This window comes from Yaniella soli (assembly GCF_054782375.1).
The window spans coordinates 122,004-136,082 of the sequence record NZ_BAAGSP010000002.1; the positions used below are offsets into that span (position 1 = coordinate 122,004).

At 58.5% G+C, this 14,079-nt stretch carries 11 protein-coding genes; 6 read left to right on the top strand and 5 right to left on the bottom strand.

The features are described 5' to 3' along the window. The first annotated feature begins 134 nt into the window (after window positions 1-134). On the top strand, window positions 135-815 hold the full coding sequence (locus ACYVJT_RS01665) for a metal-dependent transcriptional regulator (protein ID WP_343958643.1): 681 nt from the start codon (window positions 135-137) through the stop codon (window positions 813-815). Here the strand turns inward: ACYVJT_RS01665 and ACYVJT_RS01670 are convergent. Further along, entirely contained in the window at window positions 812-2,851 is a 2,040-nt protein-coding gene (locus tag ACYVJT_RS01670) for a VanW family protein (RefSeq protein WP_343958641.1), read from the bottom strand. The two genes, ACYVJT_RS01665 and ACYVJT_RS01670, sit on opposite strands and share 4 nt — an antisense overlap. A gap of 263 nt (window positions 2,852-3,114) precedes the next feature. Between ACYVJT_RS01670 and ACYVJT_RS01675 the strand changes: the two genes are divergently transcribed. Further along, on the top strand, window positions 3,115-4,416 hold the full coding sequence (locus ACYVJT_RS01675; RefSeq protein ID WP_343958639.1) for a variant leucine-rich repeat-containing protein: 1,302 nt from the start codon (window positions 3,115-3,117) through the stop codon (window positions 4,414-4,416). Window positions 4,417-4,434: 18 nt separating this feature from the next. Here the strand turns inward: ACYVJT_RS01675 and ACYVJT_RS01680 are convergent, their stop codons facing one another. Together ACYVJT_RS01680 and chrA are read right to left on the bottom strand one after the other, a co-directional pair. Further along, a complete protein-coding gene (locus ACYVJT_RS01680) occupies window positions 4,435-5,919 on the bottom strand; it encodes a DEAD/DEAH box helicase (protein WP_343958637.1) in 1,485 nt (494 codons plus the stop codon). A gap of 175 nt (window positions 5,920-6,094) precedes the next feature. Beyond that, entirely contained in the window at window positions 6,095-7,303 is a 1,209-nt protein-coding gene (gene chrA, locus ACYVJT_RS01685; protein WP_499418039.1) for a chromate efflux transporter, read from the bottom strand. A gap of 91 nt (window positions 7,304-7,394) precedes the next feature. On the opposite strand from chrA, the gene ACYVJT_RS01690 reads away from it, so the two are divergent. Both ACYVJT_RS01690 and ACYVJT_RS01695 read left to right on the top strand, forming a co-directional pair. Further along, window positions 7,395-8,042 carry a cyclase family protein gene (locus ACYVJT_RS01690; protein WP_343958635.1) on the top strand — a complete coding sequence of 216 codons (648 nt, stop codon included), beginning with the start codon at window positions 7,395-7,397 and terminating at the stop codon, window positions 8,040-8,042. A gap of 105 nt (window positions 8,043-8,147) precedes the next feature. Beyond that, entirely contained in the window at window positions 8,148-9,644 is a 1,497-nt protein-coding gene (locus ACYVJT_RS01695; RefSeq protein WP_343958633.1) for a peptide MFS transporter, read from the top strand. Window positions 9,645-9,663: 19 nt separating this feature from the next. Here ACYVJT_RS01695 and ACYVJT_RS01700 read toward each other — a convergent pair whose 3' ends face one another. Next, window positions 9,664-10,653 carry an LLM class flavin-dependent oxidoreductase gene (locus tag ACYVJT_RS01700; protein ID WP_343958631.1) on the bottom strand — a complete coding sequence of 330 codons (990 nt, stop codon included), beginning with the start codon at window positions 10,651-10,653 and terminating at the stop codon, window positions 9,664-9,666. Between the two features lie 360 nt (window positions 10,654-11,013). Between ACYVJT_RS01700 and ACYVJT_RS01705 the strand changes: the two genes are divergently transcribed. Further along, window positions 11,014-11,355, top strand: a complete 342-nt coding sequence (locus tag ACYVJT_RS01705; protein WP_343958629.1) for a spore germination protein GerW family protein — start codon at window positions 11,014-11,016, stop codon at window positions 11,353-11,355. A 14-nt stretch (window positions 11,356-11,369) separates the two neighbouring features. On the opposite strand, the gene ACYVJT_RS01710 is transcribed toward ACYVJT_RS01705, so the two are convergent. Continuing rightward, window positions 11,370-11,924 carry a pyridoxamine 5'-phosphate oxidase family protein gene (locus tag ACYVJT_RS01710; protein WP_343958627.1) on the bottom strand — a complete coding sequence of 185 codons (555 nt, stop codon included), beginning with the start codon at window positions 11,922-11,924 and terminating at the stop codon, window positions 11,370-11,372. A 304-nt stretch (window positions 11,925-12,228) separates the two neighbouring features. On the opposite strand from ACYVJT_RS01710, the gene ACYVJT_RS01715 reads away from it, so the two are divergent. Continuing rightward, complete coding sequence (locus tag ACYVJT_RS01715) at window positions 12,229-13,557, top strand: HNH endonuclease (protein ID WP_343958625.1); 1,329 nt, start codon at window positions 12,229-12,231, stop codon at window positions 13,555-13,557. Window positions 13,558-14,079 lie beyond the last annotated feature (522 nt).

Consider the following 14,079-nt stretch of genomic DNA (forward strand, 5'->3'; position numbering starts at 1 on the left):
TGTGATGCCATGTGGTCTGTTCTCGGGTGGGCACCACGTAATTCTTTACAACATCTTCCAACACGAAAGTATTCCAGATTTGAAATACTTTGTCTAGTCGGCGGATCTGGTGCGAACTTGGTACCTTAGGAACTATGTCGATCGAGCAACTTTCCGATTCCACCCAGGACTATTTGAAGGCCATTTGGCTTGCGCAAGAATGGTCGGATGAACAGATCACCGCGACCAGTATTGCCCAGCGGGTCGGGGTGACGTTATCGACGACATCGGATGCACTGCGGCGGTTGCGTCGGTCGGGGTTGATTGATCATGCCCCGTATGGCTCGATTGAGCTGACCGAGACCGGACGCGTGCATGCCATTGATATGGTGCGTCGTCATCGGCTGTTAGAAACATTTTTGGTGCAAGCGCTGGGGTATACGTGGGATCAGGTGCATGATGAGGCAGAGGTTCTAGAGCACGCGATCTCGGATTTTATGGTCGACAAGATCGCGGAGTACCTTGGGCATCCGAATCGTGATCCGCACGGTGATCCGATACCTAGCGCCGATGGCAGCGTCGAACGGCTCACGGCGATTTCGTTGACGAATCTTGGGGTCGGGGTGCAGGCTTCGGTGGAGCGGATCTCCGATGATGATCCGGCGCTGTTGCAGTATTTTGCTTCGCAGGGTGTCGCTCACGGCACGATTGTCGAGCTAGCCGAGGGCGCCCCGTTTTCGGATACGGTCACCTTGGTCGCCCCTGACGCGCAGCTGACACTCGGCCCGGCGGCGGTTGATGCGGTGTGGGTGACGCCGGTCGTCACCGAGGTTTAGTCGCAGATGACGGTTGGCCAACCGGAGTAGGCCCAGCTCCAAGATTCTTGAATTGCTGAACCTTCAGGTGGCGTCTTGCTGCGGTGCACGTCGACGGTGAAGCCCTGGCGTCCGCCGGTTTCCGGGGTACATTCGTCATCGGTGTTGTGGATAGTTGGGGCTTGAGTGTAGTTATACGGATCCGACGTCGTCGTCGAAACATCATAGTAATCCGAACCCCACAGCCGGGTGTGTACTTGCGATCCGGCAAGCCACATTTCGACAATCACCGGTGCGTCGGTATCGTTCTTCCAGCGGACATTTACTTGACCCTCCCAGTAGGTGGATTCTCGTCCCTGGGGGTAGCGTTCGAACCAGCGTGAGTGTGGTTTGTGCTCGACAATTTCCATTCCGCCAAGAAAGCCGGCGTTGTAGGACATAGTGGCGATCTGTGATAGGCCACCACCGACCGCGTTCGTCGCGACACCGGATTCCACGACGCCCGACGAATGGTAGCCGTTGGCTTCCGTGACGGGGGCGAGGAGGGAATTGAGGTTGAACTCTTCGCCGGGCATGACGACGGTTCCGTTGATCCGGCTCACACCAACTTCCAGGTTTGCGGTACGTGGACCATCGGAGGCTGGATACGGTGTGGCGTATTCGGCCACCGCGTGATTGACATCCCAGGCTTCGGCTTCCTCGGTGGTCACATCGGGTTCAACTTCGTGCAGATCCACCGTGATGGCACGCGTTGTTTCTTCCGCATTGAGGTCGGCCAGAATCTCATCGACCACTTGTTCACCGTCGACACCACTACCCGATGAACCGGGGACGACCTCAGGCTGTCCTGACCCAGGCGCACCGGTAAGTTCGACCGTGGCGTCCTGGTTCGTGGATTCAAATTCAGCATTATTTTCGGCCAGAGAATCTGTCAGTGCTTCTCCATCGAGGCTGAGCACTGGAGAGTCACCTTCTTCGCCTTCTGCAACCGTGACCTCTGCCGCCGCGCCGAGCTGAGCTGGCGCCAGTTCGGTGCTCGTATCGTCGGCTGTGACGGTATAGGTGTCATCGATCAACGGCTGGGCTGTGGCGGCGACAAACTGCTCCCACTGTTCACCAGAGACTGCTGGGTCTTCAGCATCCCCGGGGGCCTCGATTTCAGTTTCTTCACTCAGCCAGGTGTCATTGAGCTGCTGGGAGAGCTGTTCGGCGTCGACGGTGAAACCATCGATGGGCTCCGCATACTCGAGAGTGTCGCCCTCATACGTCACCGAGCCTTCGGTGGGATCAAAGGTCAACTGTTCGCTCAGGCCGGCAACGGCCTCTTGAGCAGCAGACTCGTCAACGGAGGTGACCGCTGAAACGTGTGCTTCCCCGAAAAGACGACCCCATATTTCCACTGGATCGAAGGTAAGATCCGTCAGATCGTCCAGCGTGGCGTCTACGTCGTAGGCATAGCCGGAATCAGCCGGCACGATGGCGGCTTCGACATCCGCGGCGGTGACAGTCAGTTCACGCGATGCACGAGCACCAAGTTCCTCCTCCAGTACCGGGGCGGCCTCTTCGAGGGACAAGCCCGAAACGTCCACTCCCTCCACGGTCAGGCTTGCTGGCAGGCTGTCTTCGGTGGCAAATGCGGTCGCAACGTATCCGGCGCCCAACAGCACAATGACTACGAGCACAATCCACGGCCAACGACGCTTCTTGCGCGGCCCTTTCACCTCGTCGTCACGACCATCACCGGCTCCCGATCCGGCGCTGGCAGCAGCACCGGACGCGGCAATCGGTGTGAACATTTTGGTTTTTTCGGTCTCATCTTCGGCACTGGGAGTGGCGGCGGTATCAGTAGCGTCTTCACCAGGTTGTTCCTGGTCAGCGTTTGCCACGGGCTGGTCCCCTTCACGCAAGGCAGCAATTTGTTGCAGCATTCGCGTCTCCGCGTCCAGCTCATCCGGGGTAGCCTCTTCCGGCGCCTCGGTGTCGCGGGTACTCTGCTCTACAGTGTCCTCGTCGTCGTGCTGGGACGCGTCGAGGTTGGGGTCGTGTTCGTCAGCCATATGTTCCACTCATACAATACGTCGCAGGGGTTCCGCTGGACCCCCGCCTAAAATATATGCAACTGTTACCTGCCACAACGTGACGTGTGCATCATCGCATTGTAGCCCACACGCCGCGGCTACTTAGAGTATGGCAATATACGCGGCTCGGTTAGACTTTTAGTGTGGCGTCGACGCACACATTCTGCCTGCCATGCGTGTAGCGCTGTGACACCGAACAACTGAACTCACACACGTCTTGCTGATCTCAAAGGACACTGCACATGACGAATTCGTCTTCACATGAACCGGTGGATCTGTCCGATCCAGCGGTCGAACCGCTACGGCTCCAAGAATTAGCGCAAACCCACCCGCAGCTGTGGGATGAGATTTTGCAACACCCCAATGTGTACCCCGGCTTAGCCGATTGGATCCGCGATCGCAAAGCGGAACAAGCCGCCCAGGCCCCTTCTCAGCCGACACAAGAGCCGGTCGACGAGCCCGCTGACGACGAGGCGACTGAACCAGCGGCAGGCACAGATCCCGCTACAGCGGCCGAACCAGAACAATTCTCTGCACCTGCCTGGGCACAACCCTCCGGCGGCTCGACCAGTGAGCAGCAAGCAGAAACACCGGCTGGCGGTTGGTTCCAGAATCCGATTCAACCCGGCGATGAACCGACTACAGCATTTGGCGAACCAGAGTCCCATTCCGAGACCGCCCAACCGGCCTGGGGTGGTGCAGAACCATCACCCGGTGCGTCGTCTCCCCAGTCGGAGCCACAGCCCTTTGGTCAGCCGTCACCATTTGAGCAGCCAGCACAGCAAGAACCTCAGTGGAACCAGCAACCCACTAGCGGCGAACAGCACTCTGGTCAACAGTCCTTTGGATATGCCCAAACCGGACAGCAACCATTCGGTCAACCACAGCAGCCGGGCTTTGGCCAGTCACAGCAGTACTACGGTCAACCCCAGTTCGGGGCCTCACCACGCAACGCTTCGAAGATCGACATGAGCGACCGAGGTACGTGGGGGCTCTTCGTCGCTGGCGGCGCCGCATTCCTGAGCCTCTTCGGGTTCTTCTTCACCCCGTCTACAACGGCCTATGCCCTGGCGGACATGTCGCATGTGGCCGCAGGCGGTTGGGTGATCCTGTTGTTGCTCATCGCCACGGTCGCACTTGCCGTGTTGGAACTGCTCCTACCATCGAAGTGGATGCGGTATTCGTTCATCGTCGTCAGTATTGGCGCAGGTTTTGCCCTGTTGGCACGGTGTTTCACACTCATCGGGTTCCTGGGCACGCGCGGTAGCAGCTTCTCGGTTGTGTGGTTGATCTTTATGGCGCTGGTACTCCTTGCCGGGGCCATGCTGTACTTGGCCGCACGCATCGAAGCAGGTCCATCAGCGACGCAGCCACGGGCTGCTCAACCGCAGCCATACCAGGCCACTGCGCATCAGCAGCCTGGCCAGTATCCACAGGGTGGTTACGGCCAGCACCAAGGTGGCTACCCGCAGAGCGGCCACCCTGGTGGGTCACAACAATTCGGTGGGTATCAGCCACCGCAGCAACCTGGTTCACCTCAATAAGAAGTGGCGCCGAACGGCTTAGCCGCGGGACGACCCTGGCGAACTACTGCGGCGGTTCCCGGGGCGTCCGCCCGCGCTAGCGCGTTGACTGCTATTGCGTTGACCACCACGGCCTCGAGAACCTTGGCCACCGCGTTGACCACCGCTGCGCTGACCGCCACTGCGACCACGGGCATTGCGACTTTGGCCCTTGGAATTCTGCTGTTTACTGCGCTGCCCGTTTTGCGGGAGAGGTGTCACAATAGCCAAGCGGTCTTCGATTTCAGCCGGCGCCAAAAATGAGCGCTCGCCTGGAACCAGCTGATGCAAGACCTCATCCGAGGCGCCATTGGAGTGCACCGTTGGTTTGATCTTGGCGGCCTTCATGAGCTGGCGCACCTCACCCTGCAGTTGAGTGGACGCCAGCGTAATTACAGTGCCGGCCTGACCCGCGCGCGCGGTACGGCCTGAACGGTGCAAATACGCTTTGTGCTCGGCAGGCGGATCGGCATGCACCACAAGGGCGACGTCGTCAACGTGGATACCGCGAGCCGCAATGTCAGTTGCCACCAGGGTGGTAGCCGTCCCGTCATGAAATGCCTTGAGGTTCCTCGTGCGCGCATTTTGCGAGAGGTTACCGTGCAACTCCAGGCCGGCCACACCGCGCTGACGAAGCTGCTTGGCAACACGCTTGGCACCGTGCTTGGTACGCGTAAACACAATGGTTTGGCCCTGCGCCGCGCAAATACTCGTCAATGCGCTCAAACGGTCGTCACCATCGACTGTCAGCACGTGGTGGTCCATTTTTGCCACCGGGGAAGCTGCTGAATCGGCTTCGTGGACGACTGGATTCTCAAGATATTTGTTGACCAGTACGCCCACGCCGGCATCCAGTGTGGCCGAGAACAGCATCTTCTGCGCGTGTGCAGGCACCTGGTCAAGAATGCGACGGACCATCGGCAAAAAGCCCATGTCAGCCATGTGGTCAGCTTCGTCGATGATGAGAATCTCGATGCCCGAGAGGTCGACGTGGCCCTGTCCAATGAGATCCAACAGCCGGCCGGGGCAAGCGACCAGCACGTCGACACCGCGCTGCAAGGCTTTCACCTGTGGGTTCTGGCCCACGCCACCGAAGATCGTGGTCGAAGAGAGTCCGGTTTCGGCACTGAGCGGTTCAAACGACTCAGCCAGCTGGAGTGCGAGTTCCCTGGTGGGCGCCAACACAAGTGACCGAGGACGACGTGCTTGAGCGGCACGTCCGCCGGTCAACCGTGCTGCCGTGGGCAACATGAACGCATAGGTTTTACCGGAGCCGGTGCGACCGCGACCGAGGACATCGCGTCCCGCCAATGAATCAGGCAGGGTTGCGGCTTGAATAGGGGTTGGAGAAGTGATGCCTTGGGGAGCCAAAGCGTTCACAAGGCCTTCTGGTAGCCCGAGTTTGGTAAAGCCGTTTGCTGGGGCGTCGGAAGAAAGCGCGTTGGAGGAACCGCCGTTTTTGGCGGTAGGTTGATATGAAGTCATGAAAAAATGAATCCGTCCGGGTGGAAGAAAATAGACCCGGCCCTGGCACTGGCGGCAGCGGCGATACAAAGGCAGCTCTACGCGGTACTGGCCGGCACCGGAAAAAGTTGATATCCGGCTGGCTACGATCACTCTACGCCATACAACCGCATCATGGCGAAACGAGCGAACACCACTAGGTCCAGGCCACACCAAACTCGGTCATACCGACAAGAAGTCCGGCAATAGCGCCAATGAGCACGACGGCCCACGCTGGCAATTTGGCAAAGATCAGCAACAGAAAACAGCTCAGCGCAATGACCAACGGCGCGATGCCGGTAATCCCTGAAGTGATGACGGGGGTGATGAGCGCGGCGGTCAAAATACCCACGACCGAAGCATTCGCACCGGCCATTGCCGCACGAATGAGCTTGTTATTGCGCACGGCGTTCCAGAATGGGAGCGCTGCCACCAGCAATAACATGACCGGTACAAACACGGCGACCAGGGCGACCGCGGCCAGTAGCCACGCCGTCGACCCGGCGGCCATTTCAAAGCCAAGATATGCGGCAAACGTAAACAATGGTCCCGGGACGGCTTGTGCCGCACCGTATCCTGCCAAGAATTGTTCCTGCGTCACGGCCTCGGCAATGACCGGTTCACCCTGCAGAAGGGGTAAGACCACGTGTCCCCCACCAAACACGAGCGCCCCGGCCCGGTAGAACGCATCGGTAACACCTACCCAACCGTTCGCTGTGAACGCGGCCAGGAACGGCAATCCGGCCAACAGCACAACAAAGACGATCATGGCACCAATGCCCACGCGCTTTGACACCCGAAGCGACAGCGCCTCGGCGTCTTGTGTGAGCAGATCTCTACACCAGATCAGTCCCGCGATAATACCGACTGCGATTGCGGCAAGTTGGCCGAAATTGCCCGGAACAAAAAGAGCCAACGCTATCGCAACGACGCCGATGAGTACCCGCTTCAGGTCTGGCGTCAAGTTCTTCGCCATGCCCCATACCGCATGCGCGACCACGGCCACCGCGACGGCTTTGAGGCCCACCATCAGCCCCTGCCCAATCGGACCATCCAGCGACACCGCGCCGATCGCAAACAAGACCAAAAGCAGCGCTGACGGCAAGGTAAACGCGACCCAGGCTGCGAGCGCACCGACGTATCCGCCACGAATCAGACCGAGCGCAAAGCCGACCTGGCTAGATGCTGGGCCCGGCAGGAACTGACACAGTGCAACGAGCTGGCCGTATTGTTGTTCGGTTACCCACTTGCGGCGTGCGACCAGTTCATCGCGAAAATATCCGAGGTGTGCAACCGGGCCACCAAAAGAGGTGACACCAAGTTTGAGAAAGGTTCGAAATACTTCTGCCGACTTCAGATCTGCGATGGCGAATCCTTCGTGCGATGTCCTCGACGATTTAGAGTGAACATCATCAGCCTAGCAATCGCCCGGATCTCACAGCGCATCGGAGGTACACATGACACTGCTCGATTTGAGTCATCCCCTACGTACCGGAATGCCCGTGTACCCCTGCGACCCTCAGGTATCGACCACCGCAGCGCTGAAACTCGAAGACGATGGTGCTGCCGTCACCCACCTGCAGTTTGGCACCCACAGTGGAACCCATCTGGACGCCCCGGCGCACACGGTTCCACACGGACGCACCGTTGATCAACTCGACCTCGAGCGACTCGTCGGTGCCGCCTACGTTCTCCAAGTACGAACTGAACACACCGCTGGTATTGCGGCACAGGTTATACGCCACGAAGACGTAGACCCGTTGCCCGAGGAACTGCCGGGCATCGTGTGCATTGCGACCGGATGGGACCAATATTTCTACGAGGAACTACGTGAGCAGCACCCGTTCATCGCACCGGAACTCGCACACGAACTTTGGCAACGAGGCGCCCGAGTCCTCGGCGTCGACACCCTCAGCCCAGACCCCACCTCAGATGAGGCTCATCAGGTACCTGTTCACGATTTCTGGTTGGGCAATGACGGCGTGATCGTCGAGAACTTGCGCAGACTCACCGTGCTCCCCCAGCAGGTATGGATGAGCGTACTGCCACTCAACGTTGAAGGCCTCGACGGCTCCCCGGTACGTGCAGTCGCGCGGCCACTGTAGCACTCACACTACAAACAAGAACGAACACCCAGCAGAATACGCAAACGCTTCCGCTCCATTCACAACGATTGAACGTTTCCGTCGCGGAGGAGTATAGTCTCGCGGGTGAAGCATCAGGGCCTTACCTCAGAATCAACGCCAGCGGCCACAAAGCCGCCGCGCACCGAGCGAACCTTTTTCGGTCAGCCGGGACCCCTGTCGACGTTATTCAGTGTCGAACTATGGGAGCGGTTTTCGTTCTATGGCATGCAAGGCATCTTGCTGCTGTACATGTACTTTGAAACCGACCGTGGCGGCCTTGGTATTGATCCAGCCATCGCGACCGGTGTGGTCGGCGCTTACGGCGGGATGGTCTATGTTTTCTGCATCATCGGCGGCTGGGTTGCCGACCGGTTGATTGGCTCCGAGAAAGCCATGCTCTGGAGTGCCGTGTTGATCATGGCAGGTCACACCGGGTTAGCGCTCATCCCCGGTATCCCGGGGCTCATCACCGGGCTGGTGTTGGTGGCCATCGGTTCCGGTGGACTCAAAGCCAATGTTTCCAACCTGGTCGGCTCGCTCTACTCGCGCGATGACCCACGCAGGGATGCCGGCTTCTCGCTGTTCTACATGGGCGTGAACATCGGGGCGCTGTTTGGCCCATTCCTCACCGGCTTGGCCCGCCAAGAGTGGGGATTCCATCTCGGCTTCGGGCTGGCCGCCCTGGGGATGGCCCTAGGACTGGCGCAATATCTCTGGCGCCGCCGCGAATTGCCCGACGACGTACACCGGGTGCCCAATCCGTTACCGAAATCGTCCTACCCGCGCTGGATCACAGGCGTTGTCCTCGCGCTGGTCGCTATCGGCATCCTGCTAGCCACCGGCGTGGTGAACGCATCGAACCTCTCGAACGTCACGGTGTTGGTCGCAGCGGTAGCCGCCGTCGGGATCTTTGCGTTTCTGTTGACCACGTCGAACGTCACCACGATCGAACGCTCCCGCGTGCTGGCCTTTATTCCGCTGTTTATCGGCTCAGCAGCATTCTTCGCTTTGTTTCAGCAGCAGTTCACCGTGGTCACCATCTATTCGGATACCCGCCTGGATCGGAGCTTTTCGTGGGGCGATTTCAGTTGGGAAATGCCGATCGAATGGGTCCAGTCCATCAACCCGGTGTTCATTATCGCGTTCGCGCCACTCTTCGCTTTGCTCTGGACCAAGCTGGGCACTAAACAGCCGAATACGCCCAAGAAGTTTGGTATGGGCATTATTCTGATGGGATCCGCATTCCTGCTGTTCTTGCCGATGGTCACAACCGTCTCTGTTCCGGTGTTGTGGATCGCCCTCATTCTGTTTGTCGCCACCCTGGGAGAGCTCATGGTGTCGCCCGTCGGGCTGTCACTGTCCACAAAACTGGCGCCGGTCCATTACCCGGTATTGATGGTCGCGCTCTACAACTTGTCCGTGGCATTGGGCACCTCGCTTGCCGGTTCCCTGGCCACGTTCTACTCCGCCGAGACTGAAGGAACCTACTTTGGGATCCTGGGAGCAGTGACCATCGGCATCGGTGTTCTCATGCTGTTACTCGTCCGACCGGTGCAGCGGGGCATGCGAGGAGTCAACTAGCAATCGGTACACTGCTGTCCTAAAACCAGACATCTGCCAGCAACTGGTAGGAACGGTCACGTGCTGCGGGATCATACGCGTAGGTCACGGTGATGAGCTCATCGGCGCCGGTACGTTCCACGAATTCGTCGAGCTGTGATGTCACCGTCTGCGGCGACCCAACGGCTTTGATACGAAGCATGGGGTTTCCATCGGGACCGCTCCCGGTCAACTGATCCGGGTCCACCGGTGGCTGAATGAGTCGGCGCTGACCGGAGGAAATATCTTGGAACATTTGCTCGACCACAGTGAACTCACGCTGCGCCTGAGCATCAGTATCTGCCACAAAGACGTTGATCCCAGCCATCACGTAGGGCTCATCCAACTGTGCGGTTGGCGCGTCGGCACTGAACGACTCGCGGTATACCCCGATGGCCTGGTCCAGCTGATCGGGCGCGAAATGCGAAGCGACCGAGAACGGCAGACCCAATTGGCCGGCGATCGATGCACCGTTGACAGTCGAACCCAGCACCCAAATAGGCACGTTGGTGCCCGCAGAAACGGCTGACACGATCGGCATACTATAGGCCGATCCGCTGTCACTAAACCAGCCCTGCAGATCGTAGATACTTTGGGCAAACGCTTGTGGTTCGGCAGAAGACCGACTCAGCGCCTGGGCCGTCATCATATCCCTGCCTGGAGCGCGGCCCAGACCCAGATCAATGCGATCCCCGTGCATATTGGCCATGGTGCCGTACTGTTCGGCGACCATGAGCGGGGCATGGTTCGGGAGCATGACGCCGCCGGATCCCACGCGGATGGTCTCGGTGTGCCCAGCCGCCTGTGAAATCAACAGCGCAGTAGAGCTGGCGGCCAAATTCGGGGTGTTGTGGTGCTCGGCGAACCAAAGTCGACGATATCCGAGCTGATCGGCAAGACGAGCGGATTTCATTGATGCGTTGATCGCGTCGCGGGCTGTTGAGCCCTCAGAAATTGAGACGAGATCAAGAATACTCAGTGGTACAGACACGGCGTGCTTCCCTTCTATTGTGCAAGATCGGTGAGCAAAACAGGGCGTAATGCCTGCAGCCTAGCCGACGGTCTCAGCCTTGCGACACCGCACCGGACTTTTCAGGTCACAGGTGCACAACCACTTCGCATCGTGCCCGATGTTGATGTCGAAGGCTCAAAATTGGAATGCGCCCACCTGGACTCAGCGGAGACGCCGGAATCCTCAGCCAAGGATGTCACCGCGATCCTCAACAGGCCGATCAGTTGTTGAACTACGACAGAGGCTGCCTATGGCCTCTTCCAAGACGCCGTACGCAGCCCCGACGTATACTTGTGCCCAGGTTCTCCTGACGCAAATGACCATTATGAGGCGGGCACCATGGCAAATATCGCACAAGAACTGGCAGAGACACTTTCAAATGTTGGCGTGAAGCCCTCTTATGGCGCACCAATTGAGCTTGACGGGGCGACGATCCTGCCGGTCGCAGTCTCAAGTTTCGGTTTCGGCGCTGGCGAGGGCAACCCACAATCCAACAATGATAATGTCGAGGGCTCAGGCGGTGGCGGCGGTGGGTGCTCCGCACCTGTCGGCGCGTATATCACCCGCGACGGTGTGACCCGATTCGAACCGAACACCATCGCATTGTTAGCGGTTGGCATTCCATTTATGTTTGTGACCGGCCGTGCTGTCGCACGTGTTGTGAAAGCATTGAAGAGCTAAAACAATAGGAACAATTATGGGACGACTCGTTGTCCCCGCCAGCTCCCCTCGTTTAGTCTGAACTGCCATCGTTGCTGTGGTTCAGTCGATAGATCCAGCCAGTCGAGCCATGCAAGGTCAATGCGAATCCACGCGAACCGCTCGAACGCCGATCGCATTTCGCTATCGTCGACCAAGGAGTGCACGTTTTGTGTGAGTGGCCTCCCAGGAACTTCAGGCGAGGCATAAAGCTGCTGGCTATGTGGGGCAAGTGATTCCCATGCGTTTCGTCGCTGGGCAGGGTCTTCGACCACGCTAGCGGTCCCCTCAATGCGTAGCTGCAAGGCGCTGTCATTATCTTGCAGGGTGAGCGCTACCTGCGGCTGGTCTCGAATTTCAATGGCCTTCTGTGCGCTGGCATGCGTTGCGAAGAAGATCCGGTCAGGCGATCGGTCAAAACGTCGCAGGATCACAGCACGGATGCGCGGTCCGCCTCCGTTCGAGACAGTCCCCAAAAACCCAAGGGTAAATCCGGTGCCTTGCTTCGTTGCTGCGTGCAGCGCAGTCCAAATTCGTTGCAGAATGTCCACACCGCTCATCTGGCCCACTTCCGATAGAGTTCAACTAGACATTTCTGATACGTTCGATAGCGTACCTCAGCTCAATGGAGAGACATCCCAGCGCGGCAATAGCGAACAGAACGCAAAAGAAGAGTAGCTCCTCACTAAAACGCCGAGCACCAAATCTACCGCGTTGACCTAGAATAAACGACGCCGCAAACATCCTATGCTGCCCGGCAGACATCCACCGCTGCTGTGAAGACGTCCTGAAAGACATTGTCTACTGGGAGCCGGTTTTCTTATCCTGTCCTACCCCCTCAGTAGGGTTGGGGGTATGGATACAGCGGTGTTAGTGGAAGCAAAGGTGCAGGAATTTGAGACCTTCCTGGCCTCGCTGCCGCCTGCTGGAACCGAGGCAGACAACATTGACCGAATCCAGTGCATGGAACGCGCCAAACGGGCCCTATCAGCGGTCCAGGCCAAAGCGACCCACCGGTTCGTGGAGCAACGCCAAGCCCAAGAGACCGCGAACAATATCCCCACCTCGATGCAGATCAAAGGCATCGAAGCCGAAGTCGGCCTAGCCCGCGGCGAATCCCCGTTTGTCGGCGCTGGGCTGACGCATACTGCCACCGCGTTATGCACCGTGCTACCTCATACGCTTGCCGCGCTAGAGGCCGGAGAGGTCAGTGAGTACCATGCCCGGATTGTCGCCGAACAAACCAACCACCTGTCTGACGCCCACCGACGTGCCATTGATGCGGCCATCGCCACCAAACTGGGTCACGCCTCGAGCTCACGTTTACGCAGCCTTATCCAGGGGCATGCCTACCGGTTGGATCGGGAGGCAGCAGATCAGCGAGCTGCCGACAATCAGCGCCGCCGGCGCAGGGTGTGTCTAGACCCAGCCGGCGAAGGCATGGTGTATGTCACCGCAGAACTACCCACCCATCAAGGGGTCGCGGTGATGGACGCGTTAACCAAAACCACCAATCAACGCCTCGCAGCCGTCCGAAAGACCAATGACACTAACGGTGAGCAGCTGAGCCGAGACCAGGTGATGGCCGATGCCTTCGTAGAATTACTCACCGGCCAGACCACCGCTAAGGCAGTCACTGCAGAAGTTGTGGTCATCATAAACGACACCACCCTGTTTGGTGATGATGACCTGCCCGGCTGGATCCTGGGCCAGGGCCCGCTCCCAGCAGGCATGACCAAAGACTGGTTAGCGAACCCGCAGGCGTCGAAGTTTATCCGGCGTATGTATACTCGTGCCGCCGATGGGCAACTCGTCGCCTTAGATGCAGTTCGGCGCCGATTCCCGGCGGTGTTATCGAAAATGCTCAGAATCCGTGACGATACCTGTGCCACGCCCTGGTGTAACAGTCCCGTGCAAGACATTGATCATCGCCATCCCTGGGCCAAAGGCGGCACAACCAGCTGGGCTAACGGCCTTGGTCTTTGTAAGCGGTGTAACCAACGCAAAGAAAACCGGGGCTGGGCCTATACCGGTACCCCCGATCACCTCACCGTAATAACCCCCACAGGGCATCAATACACGGTCCCCACCAAGCCGCCCATCACCGAAATCGGACGATGGAACACCGACCCACCAGCGCTAGAGCACACCACCGTCGACATCGCCTGTCCCACCGCCGCCTAAAAACGCGCCCACCACACACAAAAGCAATGTCGCTTTCAACACAATGCAACTTCCTGTTGTGCATCTACCGGCCTTAGCTGACAAGACCTCCGTCCGACGTTGGGCGGAGGTCCTACTCAGGACAGTTCTTCGTCACGATATTTAGAAAATACGTAACTCCGGAATTTCATCACTCACCACGAACCTGTTTTCATTCGAGACCTCAATGATGACCTTCACCGCGTGTTCGACCTCGTGGAATTAGACTCTCCAGAAACCGGCCAGGGGGCGCGAGACATAGAAGAGGTAACCAAACCCCTGTGTCTACGCCCGGATTTTGACTACCGCATGCTGCAACGGCTGATAACAGCCGTTGCAGCTCAAAGTCTCAGGCAAGTGTGGCCACTATTCTCCTGACCATGCCGAGCGCGCTAAATCCGTAAACTACACAGTCCGGCCATGGTTCACAATGACATCTTTTCTCATTGCCACACGAGGCCATTTATCCAGACCAAGCGTAGCTTCATGAACACGGATAGCGCG

What these genes read in the sequence shown, in the direction of transcription:
- ACYVJT_RS01665 (WP_343958643.1), top strand. Translation starts at nt 135, where the DNA reads ATGTCGATCGAGCAACTTTCCGATTCCACCCAGGACTATTTGAAGGCC.
- ACYVJT_RS01670 (WP_343958641.1), bottom strand. Translation starts at nt 2,851, where the DNA reads ATGGCTGACGAACACGACCCCAACCTCGACGCGTCCCAGCACGACGAC.
- ACYVJT_RS01675 (WP_343958639.1), top strand. Translation starts at nt 3,115, where the DNA reads ATGACGAATTCGTCTTCACATGAACCGGTGGATCTGTCCGATCCAGCG.
- ACYVJT_RS01680 (WP_343958637.1), bottom strand. Translation starts at nt 5,919, where the DNA reads ATGACTTCATATCAACCTACCGCCAAAAACGGCGGTTCCTCCAACGCG.
- ACYVJT_RS01690 (WP_343958635.1), top strand. Translation starts at nt 7,395, where the DNA reads ATGACACTGCTCGATTTGAGTCATCCCCTACGTACCGGAATGCCCGTG.
- ACYVJT_RS01705 (WP_343958629.1), top strand. Translation starts at nt 11,014, where the DNA reads ATGGCAAATATCGCACAAGAACTGGCAGAGACACTTTCAAATGTTGGC.
- ACYVJT_RS01715 (WP_343958625.1), top strand. Translation starts at nt 12,229, where the DNA reads ATGGATACAGCGGTGTTAGTGGAAGCAAAGGTGCAGGAATTTGAGACC.